Raw genomic sequence first — 21,403 nt, 5'->3', positions numbered from 1 at the left:
GTCACGACGCCGGCAGCGGGAACGGCGTGATCATGTCGCTCGCCGCGATCTCACCCGAGATCGTGTCGACGTCGAGCATCATGTCCGAGATCTCCTGGACTCTCGCCTCGTCGATCTCGTCGACCCAGATCGGCAGCGTCATTCTGCTCGCGACGGCCTCCGGGATTCTCAGCCCTCTCGTCAGCGCGGCGCGGACGGCGTCGGGGTTGTCGGTCGCGTATCTCAGCGTCTCGGCCCACGCCTCCTGGAATCTGCGGACGGTGTCGGGCTCGTCCTCGACCCACTTCTCGGCAGCGACGATCGAGCCCATCAGCTGCCCGCGCGAGAGCGACGCCAGCGGCGTGCTGCCCTCGGCCTTCGCCTGCGAGAAGAACGGCTCGACGACGCCGGCGGCGTCGACGCGGCCGGCCTTCAGCGCGGCGGGGATGTCCGGGAACGGGATCGCGATGAATCTGACCGAGCTTATGTCGACCCCGGCCTCCTTCAGCACCGAGCGGACCTGCGCGTCGGTGAACGACTTCAGCGTCGGGACGGCGACGGTCTTGCCGTTCAGCTCCTCCAGCGATCTGACGCCGCCGGGCTTGGCGATGATCCCCTGGTAGTCATCGTCCGCCGTCTCGCCGCCGCGGTCGACCGGGCCGATGCCGGTCAGCGGCAGATTCTGCTCGCGCGCGGTGACGAGCGTCCCCCACGTGTTCGCGCCGAGCTGGATCTGGTTCTTGAGGATGCGCGGGAAGACGGTCGGGGCGAGCCCGCCGACCTCGATCTGAAGGTCGATGCCGTGTCTTTCGAAGATCCCCTGCTCGAGGCCGACGAAGACCGGCGCGAAGGTTGCCGCCGGAACCACGCCCATCTTGACGGTCGCGACGCCGCCGTCCGAGCCGGATGCGCTCGTGTTCGACGACGTCGAGGAGCCGCCGTCGTCGGACGAGCCGCAGGCGGCGACGGCGACTGTCGCGGTCAGCGCCGCGAGAAGAGCGACCGCGCGACGCGCGCGGGCTCGCAGAAGTGACCGACTTGCCATGGAAGACCTCTCTCGATGCGGTTACGACGGGAAGCCTACTGTATACACAAGGTCAAATGGCTACAGAATTTCCTGGCACGCTGAAGCTTGGAGCGAAGCGGCCGATCACCCTGGTCGATCCACACGGAAAGACAGAGGGGACCGGAGTGAAGCTCAACGTCAGGACCAAGCTGCTGGGCGCCTTCCTGGCGCTCGTGGCGCTGATGGGCGTCGTCGGCGCGATCGCGATCACGCGCCTGGACGACGTCAACGACGTCACGCGCCATCTCGGCAACGAGAGCCTCGACTCGCTCGTGATCGTCTACGGGCTCGACGGCATGCTGAAGGACTTCCGCGAGGACCAGCTGACGCTGCTGGCGACCTCCTCACCCGACCGCCGCGCCGCGCTGGAGAGAAGAATCGAGGAGAGCGCCAAGATGATCTCCGGCATCCTCCACACCGGCCGGACCGAGGGCAGCGACGAGAGAGACAAGGCCAACGCCGGCAGACTCGACGACGCCTTCCAGGCCTACCTCGCCGTCACCAGACCGCTCGCCGGCCAGGTCCGCGCCGGCGACCTCGCCGGCGCCGGCGAGACGCTCACCGGAGCGGAGGCGAGCAGAGCGGCCGCCGCCGTCCGCGCCAACACCCAGCCGGTGCTCGACCACCAGAAGACGCTCGCGCTCGCCGAGGTCGCCCGCAACAGCGACGCCGTCGCCGAGACGCGCACGATCGTGCTCGTGCTGCTGGGCGCGCTCGCGCTGATCGCGATCGGCCTCGCGGCCTGGCTGTCGCGCGGGATCGCCGGCGGCCTGCGGCAGATGCTCTCCGCGGCCCGCGGGATCGCCCGCGGCGACGTCAGCCAGCGCGTCGAGGTGCGCTCGCGCGACGAGATCGGCGAGATGGCCGCCGCCTTCCGCGAGATGATCGCCTACCTCGAGGAGACCGCCGCGGCCGCGCAGGCGATCGCGGCCGGCGACCTGTCGGTCGAGGTCGAGCCGAAGTCCGACAGGGACGTGCTCGGGATCGCCTTCGCCGGCATGAGCCGCGAGCTGCGCGAGGCGCTCGGCGACCGCTCCTCGCTCGAGTCGCTGGTCGCGCGGATGGAGCAGCTCAGCCGCGAGGAGCTGGCCGAGCTCGACCGCGCGCTGGCGGCCGTCGCGGCCGGCGACCTGACCGTCGCCGCGCACGCGACGACGGCGCCGCTGACCGCCGAGGAGGACGCGCGGCTCGGGCGCCTGGGCGAGATCTTCAACACGATGCTCGGCCAGCTGCGCACCTCCGTCGACGGCTACGAGGAGATGCGCGGCCGCATGTCGGCGACCCTGCGCCAGATCTCGCGCGAGTCGCAGGCGGTCGCGAGCGCGTCGCAGCAGATGGCGACGACCTCCGAGGAGACCGGCCGCGCGATCGGCGAGATCGCGAGCGCCGTCGGCGAGGTCGCGGCCGGCGCCGAGCAGCAGGTCCGCACCGTCGGCGAGGCCCGGCGCCTGACCGCCGACGTCGTCTCGGCGACCGACAGCTCGACCGGGAGCGCCGAGGAGGCCTCGCGCGTCGCCGACCAGGCCCGCGCCGTCGCCGAGCACGGCGCCGCGACCGTCGCGCAGGCGACCGAGGCGATGGCGTCGGTGCGCGCCTCCTCCGCCGACGTGACGGCGACGATCCGCACGCTCGGCGAGAAGTCGGGCGAGATCGGCGGGATCGTCGACACGATCACCGGGATCGCCGAGCAGACCAACCTGCTCGCGCTCAACGCCGCGATCGAGGCGGCGCGCGCCGGCGAGCAGGGCCGCGGCTTCGCCGTCGTCGCCGAGGAGGTCCGCAAGCTCGCCGAGGAGTCCCAGCAGGCGGCCTCGTCGATCGCCGGGCTGATCGAGCAGATCCAGGAGGAGACCGGCCGCGCCGTCGAGGTCGTCGAGACCGGCTCGCGCCAGACCGAGGAGGGCGCGGCGACGGTCGAGGAGGCGCGCGGCTCGTTCCTCGAGATCGCCTCGGCGGTCGACAACATGACGACGCGCGTCGGCGAGATAGCGAACGCGGTCGGCGAGATCTCGACCCGCGCGACGCGGATGCAGGCGAGCATGGCCGACGTGATCGCCGTCGCCGAGCAGTCGTCGAGCTCGACCGAGCAGGTCTCGGCCTCGACCCAGCAGACCTCCGCCTCGACGCAGGAGGTCGCCGCCGCCGCGCAGGAGCTGGCGCGCACCGCCGACGAGCTGGAGCGGCTCGTCTCCGGCTTCCGCATCGACGTCGAGATCCTCAACGCCTAGCCCGCACCCGGAGGAGCGGCGTTCCGGGGGTGATATGCACCCCCGGAGCGCCACTCCTCCGGCCTGCGGGGCGGGTCAGCGTCTGGGCGCGACCGTGATCGCCTGGACGTTGACGAACTCGCGGATGCCGAAGGCGCCGAGCTCGCGGCCCCAGCCGGAGCGCTTGACGCCGCCGAACGGCACGCGCGGGTCCGAGGCCGTCATCGTGTTGACGAAGACGGCGCCGGCCTCGACTCTGCGCGCGAGCGTCTTCACGCGCTCGACGTCGCGCGACCAGACGCTCGAGCTGAGGCCGTAGGGTGAGGCGTTCGCGAGCGCGATCGCCGCCTCCTCGTCGGGCACGCGCAGCACCGCGGCGGCCGGCCCGAACGTCTCCTCGCGCGCGAGCGGGCTGTCGGGCGCGACGCCGCCGACGACCGTCGGCGCGTAGTAGGCGCCCGGCCCGTCGGGGACCTCGCCGCCGGCGAGCACCCGGCCGCCGGCGGCGACCCCGCGCGCGACCTGGTCGGCGAGCTCGTCGCGCAGGTCGACGCGCGCCATCGGGCCGAGGTCGACCTCCTCGCGCGGGTCGCCCATCACGAGCGCGGCCGCGCGCGCGGCGAACGCCTCCTCGAAGGCGTCGGCGACCTGCTCGACGACGATGAACCGCTTCGCCGCGACGCAGCTCTGGCCGGTGTTGGAGAAGCGCGCTCTGACGCCCATGTCGGCGGCGGCGTCGATGTCGGCGTCGTGGAGCACGACGAACGGATCCGAGCCGCCCAGCTCGAGCACCGACGGCTTCAGCGCCTGCGCGCAGGCGGTCGCGACGGCGACGCCGGCGCCCTCCGAGCCGGTCAGCGTGACCGCGGCGATGCGGTCGTCGGCGATCACGCGCGCGACGTCGCGGCCGCCGATCACGACGACCTCCATCAGCGACGCCTCGACTCTCGCGATCAGCTCGCCGAGCGCCAGCGCGCAGCCGGTGACGTTGGAGGCGTGCTTGAGGACGAACGTGTTGCCGGCCATCAGCGCCGGCGCCGCCGCCCGCATCACCTGCCAGACCGGGTAGTTCCACGGCATCACGGCGAGCACGACGCCGAGCGGCGGGAACTGCACGTAGGTCTCGCTCCACTCGGTCGCGATCGGCTCGCGGGCGAGCTGGTCGGCGCCGTTGTCGGCGTAGTACTCGCAGACCCAGGCGCTCTTCTCGACCTCGGCGCGCGCCTCTCGCAGCGTCTTGCCCATCTCCGCGCAGATCAGCTGCGCGAGCGGCTCCTGCTCGGCCCGCAGCTCGCGCGCGATCGCGCGCAGCACCTCGGCGCGGTGCTCGAAGCCGGCGTCCCACCAGCGCAGCTGCGCGGCGCGCGCCCGCCCCAGCGCCGCGTCGACCGCGGCGTCGTCGTGCAGCGGGTAGCGCTCCAGCAGCGCGCCGGTGGCGGGGTCGACGCTGGTCGCGTGGCGGTCGGTCATCGGTGCGTCCTCCGGTGGTGTGGGTGGCGCGCCGCCGACCACCGCGGATCTCGCCGTCCCCGAGGGGCGGCGATCCGCGGTCGTCGCGGCGGAAGAAGTGTCGCCAGTTTACAGTCGTCTCTGCGCGGGGATCAGCGCGGCGAGGACGACCGCGAGCGCAAGCAGCGCCGCGCACAGCCCGAACGCGAGCATGAAGCCGCGGCTGGTCGGCAGCCCGGCGGCGCCGGCGCCGACCAGCGCGACCGCGGCGACGACCTGGCCGCCGAGCGCGCCGCCGACCGTCCGCAGCATCGTGTTGACGCCGGCCGCCTCCCCCGTCCGCGTCGCCGGCACCGCCGCGACGACGGCGTTGGCCATCGCGGCCAGCAGCAGGTTGAGGCCGATCCCGTGCGCCAGCAGCGTGCCGACGTAGACCGGCCAGCGGATGTCGTGGGCGAAGGCCAGCAGCGCGTAGCCGGCGACCATCCCAATCGCGCCGAGCATCAGCGGCATGCGCGGCCCGAAGCGGCGGGTCAGCGCCCCGGCCCATATGCCGGCGGCGAGCCCGCTCAGCAGCGCCGGCAGCAGGAAGAGGCTGGTCGCCGTCACGCCGGCGCCGAAGCCGACGTCGCCGTGGGCGGGATCGGCCTGGACCAGCTGCGGCACGAGGTAGCCCGTCGCGTACATGCCGAAGCCGGCCAGCACGCCGATCGCGTTGGCCGGCCAGACCGCCGGCAGCACCAGCAGCCTCAGGTCGAGGATCGGCGACGGCGGACGACGGCCGCCGAGCGGCAGGGTCGCGGCGACCAGCGGGATCGCCACCACCGACATCGCGATCCCGACCCAGAAGATCGCATGCCACGAGACGTGGTCGACCAGCGGCCCGCTCAGCACCAGGCCGGCGCTGCCGCCGATCCCGAAGCTGCCCGAGACCGTGCCGATCGCGACCGCGACCCGCTCCGGCGGCAGCGTGTCGCGCGCCAGCCCGTAGGCGAGCGGGAAGACGGCGCCGCCGCAGCCCTGCAGGACGCGCGCGACGATCAGCGCCTCCAGCGAAGGGGCCAGCGCGCCCAGCAGCGAGCCGAGCGTGAAGATCACGAGCGCCGCGATCAGCATGCGGCCCTTGCCGAAGCGGTCGCCGAGGCGGCCGAGCAGCGGCGTCGAGATCGCCGTGCTGAGCAGGAAGGCCGAGATCAGCCAGGCGACGGCGTCGGCGCTGGCGTCGAGGTCGCGCTGGATCGCCGGGAGCGCCGGCACGACCATCATCTGCATCACGGAGTAGGCGAGCGCCGCCAGCGTGAGGCTGGCGACGACCCGCCGCGGCCGCGCTTCGACGCGCCGGCGCGAGCTGCGCCGGCGCGTCATCCGACGGTGCGGGCTCAGTTGCCCTCGACCGCCTCCTGCGGGCCGACGTCGATGAACGTGTCGAGGTCGACATCGCCCTTGACGACGCCCGCGTCGTGCAGGAGTCTCACCGACTCGGTGATGTAGTCGACGTCGAGATGGAGCGGCTCCGCTCTCTCGCCGTCGGCGGTCGTCGACCCGAGCTTCAGCATCTCTCTGACGCCGACCTCGATGTCGCGCGCGGTGAACGCGCCTCTCGGCGAGTATCTCGTGACGGCCGCGACCGCCGCCGCCTCGTCCGCGAGCGCCGTCGCCCAGCCTCTCTTGACCGCTCTCAGGAAGCAGGCGGCCGCCTCCGGGTGCTCGGCGTGGAAGCCGGCGTTGACGTACTCGCCCTCGTCGGCGACGCCGGCGCCGTACTCGTTCGGGTCGAGCGTGTCGAAGTCGTCGGGGTATCTGAAGCCCTTCGCCTCGAGCATCGAGAAGTGGGCGTAGACGCGCGCCGGGAAGACCTCGACCCGTCTGGCGACGAAGTCGTCGACGTTGAAGGAGATCTGTCTGATCGTTATGTCGGAGTCCGACAGCCCGGCCTCGTCGAGCATGCCCTTCAGCTCCGGCGAGAGGTTGCCGGCCTGCTGAGCGCCGACCGACTTGCCCTTCAGGTCAGCCGGGGACTCCAGTCTGACCTCGTCCTTGAAGGAGATGTAGCGCAGCGGGTTCTGCTGCGTCGCCTGGCCGATCTGGACGATTCTGCCGCCGTTGGCGGCGGCGTTGTAGGCGTCGCTGAGCGGCATCGAGGCGAAGTCGACGTTGCCCTGCGCGAGCTGGAGCGCCGGGTTGACGGTCGGACCGCCCGGCTTCATCTCGACGTCGAGGCCCTCCTCGGCGAAGTAGTCCCTGTCGAAGGCGACCAGCGCACCGACGTACTGCGCGTTCGGGAAGAAGCTCAGCTGGTACGTCGCCTTGACGTTCTCGCATCTCTCGGCCGTCGCGGTGGCCGTCGTCGACGCCGACGTGGCGGCCGCCGTCGCGCTGCCGCCGCCGTCGTCGTCGCTGCTCCCGCAGCCGCCGACGGCGACCGCCAGCGCCGCGGCGCCGGCCAGCAGCCAGTGGATAGATCTCACAGCACCCTCCTTGTGGATGTACGGAGTGCGACAAGCGAGCCGGCGCGGCCCTCAACCACGCCGGGCCGCCCAGGGGAAGAGCGCGCGCTCGAGCACGACGAGCACCGTGTACGTCGCTATGCCGACGAGCGCGAGGATCCCGACGGCGGCCCACGCCAGCGGCGTGCTGAACAGCTGCAGCGCGTCGTGGATCTCGTAGCCGAGGCCGTCGTGGGACTTGAGGATCTCGCAGACGACGACGCCGATCAGCGCGAGCACGGTCGTGTACTTGAGCGCGGTGAAGATCTGCGGGACCGCGGCGGGGATCCGCAGGCCGGTCAGGATCTGCCGCGTCGAGGCGCGGTAGGAGGCCATCAGCTCCAGCGACTCCGGCGGCACGCCGCTCATCCCGCGCCAGGCGTAGACGAGCATCGACGGGAAGACCATGATCGTCACGACGCAGGCCTTGAACCAGAGGCTGTCGGGGACCCACAGCGCGACCAGCGGCGCGATCGCGATGATCGGCAGCGCCTGGAATGCGGTGAAGGCGGCGCCGGCGCGGCGGGCGGCGCCGTGCGGCAGCGCCAGCAGCAGCAGCGCGAGCACGAAGCCGAGGCCGTTGCCGAGCGAGTAGCCGAGCAGGACCGCGGTGAAGGTCTGGCCGAACGCTCTCCACAGCTCGGCGGTGTTGTCGCCGGCCGCCTCGACGATCTGGTCGGGCAGCGGGATCGCGAACGTCTCGAGGCCGAACAGGTCGTTGAAGACCTGCGCCTGCCAGAGCGAGACGAAGACGACGAAGATGACGAGCGGCGCGACGACGTTGCGCACGCGCGTGGCGGTTGCGGTGCTCATCTCAGGCCTTCCCGTGACGGAGGTCGGGCTGCCAGGGGGCGACGATCCGCTCGACCAGCACGACCGCCTGCGTCATCAGGAAGCCGAGCGCCAGCAGCACGATCATCGCGCCCCACAGGACGGCGGCCCCCTCGGAGCCGAAGGTGATCGCGGCGAGCATCAGGTAGCCGAGGCCCGACTGGGCGCCGGAGAGGTCGACCAGCACCGAGCCGACGAGGCTGAGCGGCGCCGCGATCCGCAGGCCGGTGAACATCATCGGCACGGCCGCCGGGAGCCGCAGGTAGCGCAGCGTCTTCGCGCGCCCGGCGTTGTAGGAGGACATCAGCTCGTACGCCGGCGGCGGCGCCGACTTGAGCCCCCGCAGGACCGCGATCGAGACCGAGAAGAAGGTGATGAACGCGGCGATGAAGATGCGCGTCACGTCGTCGTTCTTGAAGATGTTCTGCGCGATCGGGACGAGCGCGATCATCGGGATCATCTGCGCGGCGAGGATGAACGGGATCACGCCCGCCTCCAGCCACGCCGCCTGCGCCATCACGACGCTGGAGAAGATGCCGACGACCGCGCCGACGGCGAAGCCGATCAGCGCCTGCTTGAGCGTCGTCCAGCCGGCCTCGGCGAGCACCGAGCGGTTGTCGACGATCTGCTCGATCACGCCGTGCGGGTAGGGCAGCTTCGAGGCGGCGAGCGGGTCGTCGCCCGACTGCACCAGCAGGGCGGCGACGTACCACAGCGCCAGCACCCCGACGACGACCGCCGCGGTGATCAGGCGCTCGCGCCCTTTCGTGCCGGGTGCGAGGCTCATCTGCCCTCCTGCGAGAAGATCAGCTGGCGGATCTCGGCCTCGACGTCGACGAACTCCTTGGAGTCGCGCGTCTCGTCGGTGCGCGGGCGCGGCAGGTCGACGTCGATCACCTTCAGGACGCGGCCGGGGCGGGCGCTCATCACGACGATCCGATCCGACAGCAGCACCGCCTCGGAGATCGAGTGGGTGATGAAGATCACCGTCGTCCCGGGGTTGCTGGCCCAGATCGACAGCAGCTCGGTCTGCATTCTCTCGCGCGTCATCATGTCGAGCGCGCCGAACGGCTCGTCCATCAGCAGGAACGGCGGCGCGAAGGTGAGCGCGCGGGCGATCGAGACGCGCTGCTGCATGCCGCCGGAGAGCTGCCACGGGCGGTGCTTGCGGAAGTCCGAGAGGCCGACCAGCTCGAGCATGTGCTCGACCCGCTCGCGCGCCTCGCCCTTCGGTCTGCCCATGATCTGCAGCGGCAGGCCGACGTTCTGCTCGACGGTGCGCCAGTCGAACAGCACCGGCTGCTGGAAGACGATCCCGAACTCGCGCGCGCGGCGCATCTCGTCCGGCGTCCCGCCGGCGACCTCGATCGTGCCGGTGCTGGCCGGCTGGAGGCCGGCGACCAGCCGCATCAGCGTCGACTTGCCGCAGCCGGAGGGGCCGAGCACCGAGAGGAAGCTGCCCTGCGGGACGTCGAAGGAGACGTCGTCGAGGGCGGTGACCGCCGAGGCGCCGTTGCCGAACGTCTTGCTGACCCCGCGCACGGCGACGGCGGTCGGTCGCGCCTGCACCGGGCCGTGGTCATGTGGGGCCGTCGCGGCCTCAGTCATCTCTTCTCTCCTCACCGTCTCCCACTGTCTCGCGGGTCCTGACGACTGTATACAGATTACGATAGGCAGCGTACTGCCGCCCTGTCAAGCCGGCTCCCGCCCTCCCGTGCGAGAGAAATCCGCGCGCCCGTCCGGTGGGACGAGCCCGCGCGCGGCCCCTACGCCCCCTGCTGGCCTTGCGGCCCCTCCCATCGCCGGACGAGGTCGAGATGGATCCCGAACTGGTCCAGCGTCTTGACGACCGTGTGGTCGATCAGCTCCTGCACCGTCGCCGGCCGGTGATAGAAGGCCATCACCGGCGGCAGCACGACCGCGCCCTGCTCGGTCGCCTGCGCCATCAGGCGCAGGTGGCCGGCGTGGAGCGGCGTCTCGCGCACGAGCAGCACGAGCGGCCGCCGCTCCTTCAGGCAGACGTCGGCGGCGCGCACGAGCAGGTTGTCGTTGAAGCTGTTGGCGACCGCGCTGAGCGTCTTGATGCTGCACGGCGCCATCACCATCCCGTCGGTGACGAACGTGCCGCTGGCGATCGACGCCGCGAGGTTGCGCTCGTCGTGGACGACGTGCGCGAGCGAGACGACCTCGTCGGGGTCGCGGTCGGTCTCGTAGGCGATCGTCGCGCGCGCCCCTCTGCTGAGGATCAGGTGGATCTCGACGTCGGTCCGCTCGCGCAGCACCTCGACGATCCGCACCCCGAGCTGCGGGCCGCTCGCGCCGCTGATCCCGACGATCAGGCGCCTCGGACGCTCAGAGGCGCTCATTCGGCGACCTTCCAGCCGGGAAGAACGAGCCTCCGGCGAGTTCTTCCGACGCAATCCGAGGCCTCAGGCCGAGCGATTGCGCGCTCATCAGCGCAGCGCCTCCTTCACCTCGCGCCAGCGCGTCAGCGTCGCGTCGCGGTCGTTGAGCGTGAAGCGGACGCCGTCCTCCAGGCGCGCGTACGGCGCCTCGTCGGCGACGGCGGCGACGACGCGCGCGTCGAAGCGCGCGAGCGTGCCGCCCAGCGGGGTCGCCAGCTCGCCGGCCTCCCGCACGTCGAGCCGCAGCAGGTAGCTGACGCCGTCGACGACGGCGGTGAGCGTCGCGCGGCCGCGCTCGCGCAGGTTGGCGGTCGAGCTCGACGACGGCCAGACCGCGAGCGCCAGCCGATCGTCGCCGGCGCAGGCGACCTCGCCGACGCTCAGCATCGCCTGGTGGGGCCAGCCGTCGGCGCGCGTCGTCAGCAGCAGCAGCGTGAAGCCGTCGGCCGCCTCGGCGCCCGGGTCGGCGTCGAGCAGCGCGCGCAGCGGCGGCGGAACGACCGGGTCGAGCGCGCGGCTCATCGGCCGGGCTCCGAGGCCGCGGGTGCCGGCCGCAGCGGGCCGTAGCCAAGGTCGTCGATCCAGGCGCGCGTCTCGCCGCCGACGACCAGCGGGCGCTCGCGCAGCTGCGCGGCGGTCGTGCAGCCGGTCAGCTGCAGCACCGTCCGCAACGTCTCCAGGAAGCGGCCGATCCAGGCGTCGAGCGCCGCGTCGCCGTCGAGCGCGGCCAGCAGCAGCGGCCGTGCGACGCCGACGGCGGTCGCGCCGAGCGCCAGCGCCTTCGCCGCGTCGAGGCCGGAGCGAATCCCCCCGGTCGCGATCAGCGGCAGCCCGGCGGTGCGCGCCCCGGCAAGCGAGACGGCGGTCGGGATCCCCCACTCGGCGAGGTCCTCGCCGAGCTCGATCCCGCGCTGGTCGTGCTGGAGCTGCGCGCGCAGCCGCTCGACGAGCGCGAAGCTGGTGCCGCCGAGGCCGCCGACGTCGAGCGCGCCGACCCCCAGGGCGGCGAGGCGCTCGGCGGTCGTGCGCGCGATCCCGGCGCCGGTCTCCTTGACGATCACCGGCACGCCGAGCGTCCCGACCAGCTCGGCGATCGCGTCGGCGACGCCGCGGGCGCGGCGGTCGCCCTCCGGCTGGACGCTCTCCTCCAGCACGTTGAGGTGGATCGCGAGCGCGTCGGCGTCGATCATCTCGACCGTCCGCCGCAGCTGCGCCAAGGTCAGCGGGCCCTTGCCCCCCTGCTCGACCAGCTGCGCGGCGCCGACGTTGCCGATCACGAACGCGCTCGGCGCGTGCTCGCGCACGACCGCATAGGTCGGCTCCAGCGTCGGGTCGACGAGCGCGGCCCGCTGGCTGCCGAGGCCGATCGCGAGGCCGTGGCGCTCGGCGGCGCGCGCCAGCGCCGCGTTGACCGCGGTCGCGCCGTCATGGCCGCCGGTCATGCCGGCGATCACCAGCGGAGCGCGCAGCGTCCTGCCGAGCAGCTCGGTCTCCAGCGAGACGGCGTCGAGGTCGACCTCGGGCAGCGCCTCGTGGACGAGGTGGATGTCGCCCCACCCGGGCGGGGTCCGCGTCTGGACCGCGTCGGTCGCGGCCAGCCGCTGATGCTCCTCCTTGCGGGCGCGCAGCGTCGCCCCCTGGGTCGTGCCCGCGGCGGCGCTCATGGCATCAGCATCCCGCCGTTGACGTGCAGCACCTGGCCGGTCACCCACCCGCTCCCCTCGCCCAGCAGGAACAGCAGCGGGTCGACGGCGTCGGCGACCGTGCCGACCCGCCGCAGCGGCAGCGTCGCGGCGACCGCCGCCTCGTCGAAGCCGGGCTTGGCGTCGAGCATCGGCGTGCGGACCGGCCCGAGCGCGACCGCGTTGACGCGCACGCCGCTCGGCCCGAGCTCGAGCGCGAGCGACTTCACGAGCGCCTCGACGCCGGCCTTCGCGGCGGCGTAGTGGGGGCCGTGGAGCATCCCCTTCGTCGCGTAGCCGGTCGAGACCATCGCGATCGGTCCGCCGCCGCGTGCGACGAGGTGGGGCGCGACGGCGCGCGCGAGCAGGAAGCCGCTCGTCAGCGAGGCGTCGACGACCCGGCGCCACTCCTCGGGCGCCAGCTCGCCGAGCGGGTGCTCGGAGACGACGCCGGCGGCGGAGACGAGCGCGCCCGGCGCGCCCAGCTCCTCCGCGACCTGCGCCACCGCCTGCTCGACGGCGGCCGGATCGGCGACGTCGGCGACGAGGTCGAGCGTCGCGGCGCCGCTGGCGCGCAGGTCGATCGAGGCGGTCCGCAGACCGGCCCGCTCGAGCGCGCCGAGCAGCGCGACGCCGATGCCGCCGGCGCCGCCGGAGACGACGACCGGCGCGCCGCGCAGCGCCGCGAGCGGATCGGGGCGGTCGACGGCGTCGCCGGACATCGGCTCAGTCCTCGACCGTGATCGCCTGGACGGGGCAGACGCGCGCGGCCGCCTCGACTCTCGCGCGCAGCTCCTCAGGCGGCTGCTCCTGCGTGACGACGGCGAGGCCGCTGGCGCCGTCGAGGTCGAACACCTCGGGCGCCTCCATCAGGCAGTTCGCGTAGGCGTTGCACTTCGTCAGGTCGACGGTGACTCTCACAGGAACACTCCCAGGTTCTTCGTGCCGAGCATCGCCTGGTCGAGGACGACGTGGCGCTTGGCGATCTTCAGCTCCCCCTCGACCAGCCGCAGCACGTCGGTGCGCTCGCCGGCGATCAGGTCGTGATCGCCGGTCGTGCCGCGGCTGCGGAACAGCAGGAGGTTGGTCTTGACGGTCAGCTCGGTCGCCGCCGGGCCGGGCGTGTAGCGGAAGTTGCCGAGCACGCGGCGGGTGAACGACGGCGGATCCTCCGACCACGCGACGTCGGTCGACAGCCGGCGCACGCGCAGGCTCAGCGACGCCTTGTTGTCGTCGTAGTGGCGGCTCTCCCAGTCGATGTCGGAGCCGTTGCCGACGCGGCGGATCGTGCGCACCGGCACGATGTACTCGACGTCGTCGGTGAACAGCTCGATCCACTCGTCGAAGCGGCGCTCGTCGAGCATCGCCGCCTCTGCGATCAGGAAGTCCTCGGCCGCCAGGCGGGCCGCCGGCGAGACGGCCTCCGCGGGCAGCACCCAGATCGAACCGGCGCTCATCTCCCCTCCTCCAGCAGCAGGTCGAGCCATCTGCGGTAGTAGCTGCGGCCGGCGGCCTCGCTGAACTTGCCGGCGTAGACGGTGCCGGGGCCGGGGAAGTCGGTCAGCGGCTCCGCGTCCAGGCCCATCGTGTAATCGAGCATGACCTCGTCGGAGCGCGAGCGCGCGGCGACGGCGACGGCCGTCTGCGCCTCCCACACCTCCGTGTCGTCCTGGTCGAACATGCCGCCGGAGCTGAAGGTCTGGACGTACATTCTGCGGCCGAGCGTCTTCCACCACTCGGGCGCGTCCTTCTCGACCAGGAACCACGACCAGGCCTGCATCCTGTCGGGCCCCATCGGCTGCCAGACGCGCAGCATCATGCCGGTGACCAGTCTGCCGTCGACCGGGATGAAGTTCGGGATCAGGAACGACAGGTTCGGGAAGACGTTGCCGTGGAAGTTCTTGATCCGGTGCAGCAGCGCCAGCTGGTCGTCGTCGAGCCGCGAGCGGTACTCCGCCTCCAGCTCGTCGGGGAAGTACGAGCCCGGGTCGTCGTCGTGGACGCCCATCCCGAGGCCGTGGCCGCCGGCGTCGACGTGGTAGCCGTCCTTGCCGAAGTCGACGCTTCTGACCAGTCCCAGTCTGGAGAGGAAGGCGTGGGCGGTGGCGGTGTGGTAGGCGTCGGAGGCGAAGTTCTCCGACGGCAGCCGCCACGACGACGGCACGACCCACCGCTGCGCCTCGCCGAGCAGCTCCATCCGCGCGCGGCCGGCGAAGATGTCGAGGTACCAGCGCATGTCGCCGAGGAAGTCGGGCAGCGACGGGCCCTCGCCCTCTCTGGTCCAGGTGGCGAAGATCAGCCCGGCGTAGCTGTCGCAGCGGGCCTCGATCAGTCTGAGGCGCTCGCGGTCGAGCCCGTCGGGCGGGTAGGCGGCGCGCTCGAACGGCGTGCCCATGAAGTTGCCGTGGTTGGCGAACGTGAAGCCGTGGTACGGGCAGCGCCAGTACGACGTGACGCCGCGGTCCTCGCAGGTCAGCTTCATCCCGCGGTGGCGGCAGGCGTTGAGGAAGACGCGGATCTCGCCGTCGTCGCCGCGGGCGACGATGACCGACTGCTCGCCCATCTGCCGCACGACGAAGGCGCCTTCCTCCTCCAGCTCGGACTCGTGCGCGACGAACAGCCAGACGCGTCCGAAGATGCGCTCGAGCTCGAGCTTGTAGACCTCGGGGTCGGCGTAGGTGAAGAGCGGGATCTCTCCCGTCTCCGGGCGCACGGTCGCCCGCAAGCGCTCCTCGACATTGATCGCGACGTGCGTCAACTCATCCCTCCAATCGAGACCGGCAAGGCAACAGTATACAGTCGTCAGCCATCGGTTGCATAGCCGCCGTCCGCGTACAGGACCTGGCCGGTGACGTAGCCGGCCAGCGGCGAGCAGAGCAGCGCGACGGCGCCGCCGACGTCCTCCGGCGAGCCCCAGCGGCCGAGCGGGATCCGCCGCGAGATCGCCTCGCGCCGCTCGGCGTCGTCGGTCAGCGGCCGCGTCAGCTCGGTCGCGACGTAGCCCGGCGCGACGGCGTTGACGCGGATCCCGTGGACGCCCCATTCGAGCGCGAGCGCCTTCGTCAGCTGGACGATGCCGCCCTTGGAGGCGGCGTAGGCCGGCGCGCGGCGGATCCCGAAATGGGCGCTGAGCGAGGCGATGTTGACGATCGCGCCGCCCGTCCCGCCGGCGACCATCGCCCGCGCCGCCGCCTGCGAGGCGACGAAGGCCGCCCGCAGGTTGACCGCGAGCACGCGGTCCCAGTCGTCGGCCGACAGCGCGAGCGCGTCCTCGCGGACGGTCGTGCCGGCGTTGTTGACGAGCAGGTCGACCCCGCCGAGCGCGCCCGCCAGCTCGTCGACCGCGGCGGCGACCTCGTCGCCGCCGGCGAGGTCGGCGGCGCGGATCTCGACCTCGGCGCCCGCGCGCACGCGCAGCCTGCCGGCGACCTGCGTCAGCGCCGCCGCGTCGCGGCCGATCAGGCCGACCGCGGCGCCCTCGCGCGCGAGCGTCTCCGCGATCCCCGCGCCGATCCCGCGCGAGCCGCCGGTGACGATCGCCCGCCGCCCGGCGAGCAGGCCGTGCCCGCGCGGCGCCGCGCAGGCGCTCGCGCTCCCGCCGGCCCGCGCCGCGCCGCTCTCGCCCGCCGGCGCCGCGCCGCTCGCGCCCGCCCCGGCCGCGCCGCTCATCGCGCCCCCTCCCCCGCCAGCTCGCGCCAGGCGGCGGCCAGCTCGAAGGCGTTCGTCGTCGGGACGGCGCCGAGCTGGTGGAGCGCCTCCAGCGGGTTGGCGTGGACGACCTCGGCCTCCAGCCGCCCGTCGGGCGCGATCACGAACTCGGCCAGCGCGGCGGTCGCCAGCCTGCGGCCGGTCGCCGCCACGCCGCCCCACGCGCCGCGGTGGGTCCGCTCGACGCGCAGCCGCGCGAAGACGCGGTCGCCGGCGTCGTGGCAGCCGAGCACGACGTTGCGCAGGTCGGGGAAGGCGCGCAGCAGGCGCTCGTGGTGGTCGCGCACCGCCGCCTTCCCCCGCAGCTCGACGCCCTGCGCCGGGATCGCGTACCAGCAGTCGTCGGCGAACTGCTCCAGCGCCCGCCCGGCGTCGCCGGCGTCCTCGGCCGCGAGGTGCGCGCGGACGGCGGCGACGGTGGGCGAGGCGCTCATGCCGTCGTCGCCTCCGGCGCGGGGAGCGCGCCGAGCGCCCAGTCGGCGATCTCGTCGCTGGTCGCCAGCCAGACGTCGTCGTGGCTGGCGATGTGCGCCAGCGCCCGCGCGAACGGCCGCGCCCGGAAGGGCTGGCCGACGAGGAACGGGTGCAGCCCGATCCCCATCACGCGCAGGCTGTCGGCGCCCTCCTCGTAGAGCTGGTCGAACTGGTCGATCACCGACTGCGCGAACTGCTCGCCGGTGTGGTGGTGGAGCACGAACGCGGGGATGTCGTTGACCTCGCTCGCGTACGGCAGCGCCAGCAGCCGGCCGCTCGGGACGTTGAGCGGGTAGGGCTGGTCGTCGTTGGCCCAGTCGAGGCTGTACGTGAAGCCCAGCTCGGCGAGCAGCGCGGTCGTGTTCTCGGTCGACGTCAGCGCCGGGCCGAGCCAGCCTCTCGGCGCGGCGCCGGTCGCGTCGCGGAAGGAGGAGACGATTCCCTGCAGCGCGGCGCGCTCGTCGTCGGGGCCCATGCCGACCCACCACGACGAGTTGTCGACGCCGTGGCCGACCCACGCCCAGCCGCGCGCGCGGCCCTCCTCGGCGATCTCCGGGTAGTGCTCGAAGACGGCCGCGTTCGTGATCGCGCTGAGCGGGAAGCCGTGGCGCGCCAGCAGGTCGGCCAGCCGCCACAGGCCGACGCGGGCGCCGTAGTCGCGCCAGCCGTGGTTGAGCGGGTCGGGCACGAGCTGCGCGGTGAACGGCGCGAGGCTGAGCGCCTGCTGGCCGAAGCGGTAGTGCTCGACGTTGACCCCGACCCAGACGGCGAGCCGCTTGCCGTCGGGCAGCTCCACGCGCGGCCGGCGGATGATCGGCGAGTGGTCGAACAGCTGGTGATCCATGGTCCGCTCCTTGGTCGGTGGGTTCAGCCGAGCATCCGCGCCAGCGCGGCCTGCGGGTCGCGCAGCCGCGTGTGGACGACCTTCTGCTCGAGGTAGCTGAGCAGCTCGTCGGGCGACTCCTCGCGGCCGGTGCCGCTGTTCTTCGAGCCGCCGAAGGGCGTGCCGAAGTAGTGGCGCGTCGAGTCGTTGACCCAGACGTAGCCGGCGTCGAGGCGGTCGGCCGTCTTGTGCGCGACGTCGAGGTCGTGGGTCCAGACGCTCGCCGTCAGCCCCAGGTCGAGGCCGTTGGCCTGCTCGATCATCGCGTCGTAGTCGTCCCACGGGAAGACCGAGACGACCGGGCCGAAGATCTCCTCGCGGCCGATCTTCATCTCCGGACGCACGTCGGCGAACAGCGCCGGGACGATGAAGTTGCCGCCCTCCGGCGCGTCGCCGGGGCGGTCGCCGCCGCGCACGAGCGTCGCGCCCTCCGCGACGCCCGACTCGACGAAGCCGGCGACGCGGTCGTAGTGCGCTCTGGAGACGAGCGGGCCGACGTCGGTCGACTCCTCGTAGGCGACGCCGACGCGGTACTCACCGAGGCGGTCGGCCATCTTCGCGACGAACTGGTCGTAGATCCGCCGGTGGACGAGCACGCGCGAGTTGGAGCCGCACGACTGGCCCTGGCAGACGTCGAGGTTCATCCCGTAGATCGCGCCCTCGACGACCTCGTCGAGGTCGACGTCGGGGAAGACGACCATCGCGTTCTTGCCGCCGAGCTCGAGCGAGAGCTGCTTGACGTGGCCCGACTCGGCGGCGCGTCGCTGGATCAGCAGGCCGGTCGGGACCGAGCCGGTGAAGGCGATCCGCTTGACGACGGGATGGGTGACGAGCGCGTCGCCCGCGTCGCCGCCGCCGCTGACGATGTTGACGACGCCGGGCGGGAAGGCCTCGTGGAACAGCTCGGCGAGCGCCAGCGTCGACAGCGAGGTGTCGGGCGAGGGCTTCATCACGAGCGTGTTGCCGGTGATCAGCGACGGCAGCGGGCGGGTCGCCGCGAACATCAGCGGGTGGTTGAACGCGGTGATGCGGCCGACGACGCCGTACGGTCTGTGCGCCGTGTAGTGGAGGTTGCCGGGGCTGGCCGGGATCACGTCGCCGGTCATCGCCGCCGCCAGCGACGGCCAGCCGCGCACGTAGGCGTGGCAGATGTCGACGTCGATCCGCATCGCCTTGACCGGGTTGCCGCAGTCGATCGCGTCGAGCATCGCGAGCCGCTCGCGATGCTCGGTCAGCAGCTCGTCGAAGCGGGCGAAGCAGGCGCTGCGCCCGGCGACGCCGAGCGCCTCCCACGCCGGCTGGGCGGCCTGCGCGGCGGCGACCGCACGCTCGACGTCGGCGGCGCCGGCCGACGGCACGCGCGTCAGCGCCGCGCCGGTCGACGGGTCGAAGACCTCGATCTCGGCACCGTCGGCCGCGTCGACGAACTCGCCGCCGATCAGCATCTTGAACTCGCGCCCGCCGACGTACGTCGCGATCGGGTCCTGCACGAGCGTCTCGGTCATCGTCGTGTCCTCTCTCTCTTCACTCTCAGAAGCCCGGCGTGAGCACGTCGAGCAGCGCGGGGCGGCCGGAGCGCACAACCGCGACCGCCTCGGCGAGGCGCTCGGCGAGCTGCTCCGGATCGCCGATCGGGCCCTCGGCCCAGACGCCGAAGCTGCGCGCCATCGCGGCGAGGTCGACCGGCGGATCGGCGAGGCCGGCGCCGGCGTAGCGGCGCGCGTCGCCGTGGCCGCGGTGGCGGCCGATCTTGCCGGCGTGCTCGACCGTGTTGCCGTACTGGCGGTTGTCGTTGACGACGATCAGCACCGGCAGCTGCTTGTGGGCGGCCGTCCACAGCGCGGAGGGCAGGAACAGCAGGTCGCCGTCGGCCTGGACGTCGACGGTGATCGTGCCGTCGCCGGGCTGCTGCGCCAGCGCGACGCCGAGCGCGCCGCCGACGCCGTAGCCGAGGCCGCCGCCGGCGGCCCAGCCGGCGTACTGGCGCGGCCGGTCGAGCGCCAGATGACGGTGCTCGAGGCGCCCGTTGGTGCCCCCGCCGAGCACGTAACGCTCGCCGTCGAGCGCCTGCGCCAGCTCGTGCAGCATCCGCTCCAGCGGGACGACGCCGTCGGCGCTCGCCGCGGCGGCGCTCGCCTGCCAGCCGGCGCGCGCGGCGCGGACCCGCTCGCTCACCTCGCGCGTGCGCGCGGAGACCGTCTCGGGATCGAGCGGCTCGGCCCGCAGCGCGTCGAGCAGCGCCGCGACGACGAGGTCGGCGCTGGCCGTCACCTGCCGGGCGCCGGGCGCCATCGGCTGGTAGTCGTGGGCCCAGGCGCGCAGCTTCAGCGTCGAGAGCGTCACGTTCAGCAGCTCCAGCGGCGCGGCGCCGGCGGCCGCCGGCGGTCCGGCCTGCGCGGTGCCGAGGCGGGCGCCGAGCGGCGCGTGCAGGTCCTCGACGTCGAGCGCGAGCACGACGTCGGCCTCGTCGAGCAGGCCGTCGACGCCGGCGCCGGCGAGCGGGTGGGTCGTCGGGAAGGCGTGGCGGACGCCCGTGTCGATCACGGGCGCGCCGAGCGCCTCGGCAAGCGCGACGAGCGCGGCGAACTGCTCGGGCGCCTCGCCGACGTAGCCGGCGAGGATCGCCGGCCGCCGCGCCGCGCGCAGCCGCTCGGCCAGCCAGGCGACGTCGGCCGGAGCGGGCGCCGGAGCGCTCGGGATCGGGTAGCGGGAGAGGTCGCCGACGGCGAAGCCCTCCGGCAGCGGATCCTCCTGCAGGTCGACGTCGTAGCAGAGGTAGACCGGGCCGCCGGGAAGGGCGCGCGCCGCCGCGTTGCCGCGCGCGAACGACTCCTCGACGCTCCACAGGTCGTGCGGCTCGTCGTCCCACTTGACGAAGTCGCGCACGATGTTCGCCTGCACCGAGGCGGTGTGGATCCAGTCGATCCACGGACGGCGGTTGGGCTTGGCCTTCGGGCCGGTGCCGCCGAGCAGCAGCATCGGCGCGCGGTCGCACCACGCGTTGTAGATCGCCATCGAGGCGTTCTGCAGGCCGACGACGTTGTGCAGCAGCGCCGCCATCGGCTTGCCGGCCGCCTTCGCGTAGCCCTGCGCGATCGAGACGGCGACCATCTCGTGCATGCAGAGCGTGATCTCGGGCGCGCCGTCGGTGTGGACGAGCGAGTCGTGGATCCCGCGGAAGCTCGCCCCCGGGTTGAAGGCGACCTGCTCGATCCCCGCCTGCGTCAGCAGATCGACGATCGCGTCGGAGCCGTACCTGCTCATCGCGCCGCCACGCCGACCGCGGTCAGCTGCTCGGCGACGATCTCGAGCAGCTCGTCGCTGTTCTCCTCGAAGAACATGAAGTGGCCGTTGCCGTCGATGCCGCGGTCGGGCAGCCACACCAGCTCGATGTCGGCGCCCCAGCCGCGCAGCATCGCGACGGTCCGCTCCTCGATCTCGCGCGTGTGGGCCGGGTCCTCGCCGCCGGTCAGCAGGCGGATCGGCTTGCCGACGAAGCCGGCGCCGTCCTCCACGCGCGGCAGCCCCGGCTCGACGCCGAGCCGCTGCAGCAGCATCCGCGGCGGCAGCCCGACGAAGCCGGCGCGCATCGCGTCGACCTGGTCCATCGGGAAGCGGGTGCTGGTCGCGATCCCCTGCTTGTAGACGTAGCCGTCGCCGTAGAGGTTCATCACGCGGCGGTCGACGCTGTTGCGCACGCCGGTGTCGACGAAGTCGACGACCGCGACCTGGCCGTCGTCGGAGACGACCTCCGATCTGCCCGTCATCGCGTTGGCCGGGTAGGCGCCGGCGATCGACAGCACGCCGGCGACCAGCTCCGGCGCGTGCTCGACCAGCTGCCAGGTGACGGCGCCGCCCATCGAGTGGCAGACGACGACGACCGGCTCTCCGATCGTCTCGCGCAGCAGCGTCAGGTAGCCCTCGACGACGTCGGCGTAGGCGATCTCCAGCCCGTTGCGGTTGCCGGAGCGGCCGGTCCCGGGCCAGTCGGTGACCCAGGCGCGATGGCCGCGCTCGGCGAGCAGGTCGGCCCAGCCGCGGCGGCCGTCGGGCGTCGCGCGCCAGCAGGCGCCGGTCGCGCCGCCGCCGTGGATGAACAGCAGCGGCGGGTCGAAGCCCGGCTCGTCCGGGCCGAGCAGCTCCCAGTACAGCCCCGTTCTCGGCTCGTGGCCGACGCGGGCGCCGCCCGCTCTCCCGGCGGTCGCGCTCATCGCCGCTCCTCTCTCGCTCGAC

21 protein-coding genes are annotated in these 21,403 nt (G+C 73.0%); 1 reads left to right on the top strand and 20 read right to left on the bottom strand.

The window, feature by feature from the left end:
• Position 1: 1 nt before the first annotated feature.
• Entirely contained in the window at positions 2-1,024 is a 1,023-nt protein-coding gene (locus BDZ31_RS07110; RefSeq protein ID WP_183340353.1) for an ABC transporter substrate-binding protein, read from the bottom strand.
• A 146-nt stretch (positions 1,025-1,170) separates the two neighbouring features.
• On the opposite strand from BDZ31_RS07110, the gene BDZ31_RS07105 reads away from it, so the two are divergent.
• Positions 1,171-3,273, top strand: a complete 2,103-nt coding sequence (locus tag BDZ31_RS07105; RefSeq protein WP_183340352.1) for a methyl-accepting chemotaxis protein — start codon at positions 1,171-1,173, stop codon at positions 3,271-3,273.
• Positions 3,274-3,348: 75 nt separating this feature from the next.
• Here the strand turns inward: BDZ31_RS07105 and BDZ31_RS07100 are convergent, their stop codons facing one another.
• The 19 genes from BDZ31_RS07100 to BDZ31_RS07010 all read right to left on the bottom strand — a co-directional run bounded on the left by BDZ31_RS07100 (position 3,349) and on the right by BDZ31_RS07010 (position 21,381).
• Entirely contained in the window at positions 3,349-4,722 is a 1,374-nt protein-coding gene (locus tag BDZ31_RS07100) for an NAD-dependent succinate-semialdehyde dehydrogenase (RefSeq protein ID WP_183340344.1), read from the bottom strand.
• Between the two features lie 108 nt (positions 4,723-4,830).
• Positions 4,831-6,066: an MFS transporter gene (locus BDZ31_RS07095; RefSeq protein ID WP_183340342.1), complete on the bottom strand. Its 1,236-nt coding sequence runs from the start codon at positions 6,064-6,066 to the stop codon at positions 4,831-4,833.
• Between the two features lie 14 nt (positions 6,067-6,080).
• Entirely contained in the window at positions 6,081-7,169 is a 1,089-nt protein-coding gene (locus BDZ31_RS07090; protein ID WP_183340340.1) for an ABC transporter substrate-binding protein, read from the bottom strand.
• A gap of 51 nt (positions 7,170-7,220) precedes the next feature.
• Positions 7,221-8,000 carry an ABC transporter permease gene (locus BDZ31_RS07085; protein WP_183340337.1) on the bottom strand — a complete coding sequence of 260 codons (780 nt, stop codon included), beginning with the start codon at positions 7,998-8,000 and terminating at the stop codon, positions 7,221-7,223.
• Position 8,001: 1 nt separating this feature from the next.
• Positions 8,002-8,805, bottom strand: coding sequence for an ABC transporter permease (locus BDZ31_RS07080; RefSeq protein WP_183340335.1), 804 nt, complete (start codon positions 8,803-8,805; stop codon positions 8,002-8,004).
• Entirely contained in the window at positions 8,802-9,626 is an 825-nt protein-coding gene (locus BDZ31_RS07075) for an ABC transporter ATP-binding protein (protein ID WP_183340332.1), read from the bottom strand. The genes BDZ31_RS07080 and BDZ31_RS07075 overlap by 4 nt, the downstream gene beginning before the upstream one ends.
• 158 nt (positions 9,627-9,784) lie before the next feature.
• Positions 9,785-10,384, bottom strand: a complete 600-nt coding sequence (locus tag BDZ31_RS07070) for a UbiX family flavin prenyltransferase (RefSeq protein WP_183340331.1) — start codon at positions 10,382-10,384, stop codon at positions 9,785-9,787.
• Between the two features lie 87 nt (positions 10,385-10,471).
• The gene (locus BDZ31_RS07065; RefSeq protein WP_183340329.1) at positions 10,472-10,945 is read right to left on the bottom strand and encodes a pyridoxamine 5'-phosphate oxidase family protein; all 474 of its coding nucleotides are present in this window, start codon (positions 10,943-10,945) and stop codon (positions 10,472-10,474) included.
• Positions 10,942-12,087: a type 2 isopentenyl-diphosphate Delta-isomerase gene (gene fni, locus BDZ31_RS07060; RefSeq protein WP_183340327.1), complete on the bottom strand. Its 1,146-nt coding sequence runs from the start codon at positions 12,085-12,087 to the stop codon at positions 10,942-10,944. The genes BDZ31_RS07065 and fni overlap by 4 nt, the downstream gene beginning before the upstream one ends.
• Positions 12,084-12,827: an SDR family NAD(P)-dependent oxidoreductase gene (locus BDZ31_RS07055; protein ID WP_183340325.1), complete on the bottom strand. Its 744-nt coding sequence runs from the start codon at positions 12,825-12,827 to the stop codon at positions 12,084-12,086. Before BDZ31_RS07055 ends, fni begins: the two co-directional genes overlap by 4 nt.
• Positions 12,828-12,831: 4 nt before the next feature.
• On the bottom strand, positions 12,832-13,026 hold the full coding sequence (locus BDZ31_RS07050) for a ferredoxin (protein ID WP_221242837.1): 195 nt from the start codon (positions 13,024-13,026) through the stop codon (positions 12,832-12,834).
• A complete protein-coding gene (locus BDZ31_RS07045) occupies positions 13,023-13,562 on the bottom strand; it encodes an aromatic-ring-hydroxylating dioxygenase subunit beta (protein ID WP_183340323.1) in 540 nt (179 codons plus the stop codon). Before BDZ31_RS07045 ends, BDZ31_RS07050 begins: the two co-directional genes overlap by 4 nt.
• Positions 13,559-14,863: an aromatic ring-hydroxylating dioxygenase subunit alpha gene (locus tag BDZ31_RS07040; protein ID WP_183340322.1), complete on the bottom strand. Its 1,305-nt coding sequence runs from the start codon at positions 14,861-14,863 to the stop codon at positions 13,559-13,561. Before BDZ31_RS07040 ends, BDZ31_RS07045 begins: the two co-directional genes overlap by 4 nt.
• A gap of 44 nt (positions 14,864-14,907) precedes the next feature.
• On the bottom strand, positions 14,908-15,774 hold the full coding sequence (locus BDZ31_RS07035) for an SDR family NAD(P)-dependent oxidoreductase (protein ID WP_183340320.1): 867 nt from the start codon (positions 15,772-15,774) through the stop codon (positions 14,908-14,910).
• Positions 15,771-16,247 carry an ester cyclase gene (locus BDZ31_RS07030; RefSeq protein WP_183340319.1) on the bottom strand — a complete coding sequence of 159 codons (477 nt, stop codon included), beginning with the start codon at positions 16,245-16,247 and terminating at the stop codon, positions 15,771-15,773. The genes BDZ31_RS07035 and BDZ31_RS07030 overlap by 4 nt, the downstream gene beginning before the upstream one ends.
• Positions 16,244-17,131, bottom strand: a complete 888-nt coding sequence (locus BDZ31_RS07025; protein ID WP_183340317.1) for a polysaccharide deacetylase family protein — start codon at positions 17,129-17,131, stop codon at positions 16,244-16,246. The genes BDZ31_RS07030 and BDZ31_RS07025 overlap by 4 nt, the downstream gene beginning before the upstream one ends.
• A gap of 23 nt (positions 17,132-17,154) precedes the next feature.
• Positions 17,155-18,675, bottom strand: a complete 1,521-nt coding sequence (locus tag BDZ31_RS07020) for an aldehyde dehydrogenase family protein (protein ID WP_183340313.1) — start codon at positions 18,673-18,675, stop codon at positions 17,155-17,157.
• A 25-nt stretch (positions 18,676-18,700) separates the two neighbouring features.
• A complete protein-coding gene (locus tag BDZ31_RS07015) occupies positions 18,701-20,434 on the bottom strand; it encodes a thiamine pyrophosphate-dependent enzyme (RefSeq protein ID WP_183340311.1) in 1,734 nt (577 codons plus the stop codon).
• Positions 20,431-21,381, bottom strand: coding sequence for an alpha/beta fold hydrolase (locus tag BDZ31_RS07010; RefSeq protein ID WP_183340309.1), 951 nt, complete (start codon positions 21,379-21,381; stop codon positions 20,431-20,433). The genes BDZ31_RS07015 and BDZ31_RS07010 overlap by 4 nt, the downstream gene beginning before the upstream one ends.
• Positions 21,382-21,403: the final 22 nt, after the last annotated feature.

Source organism: Conexibacter arvalis (assembly GCF_014199525.1).
Taxonomy (GTDB): domain Bacteria; phylum Actinomycetota; class Thermoleophilia; order Solirubrobacterales; family Solirubrobacteraceae; genus Conexibacter; species Conexibacter arvalis.
This window is presented reverse-complemented; position numbering and strand designations above follow the sequence as displayed.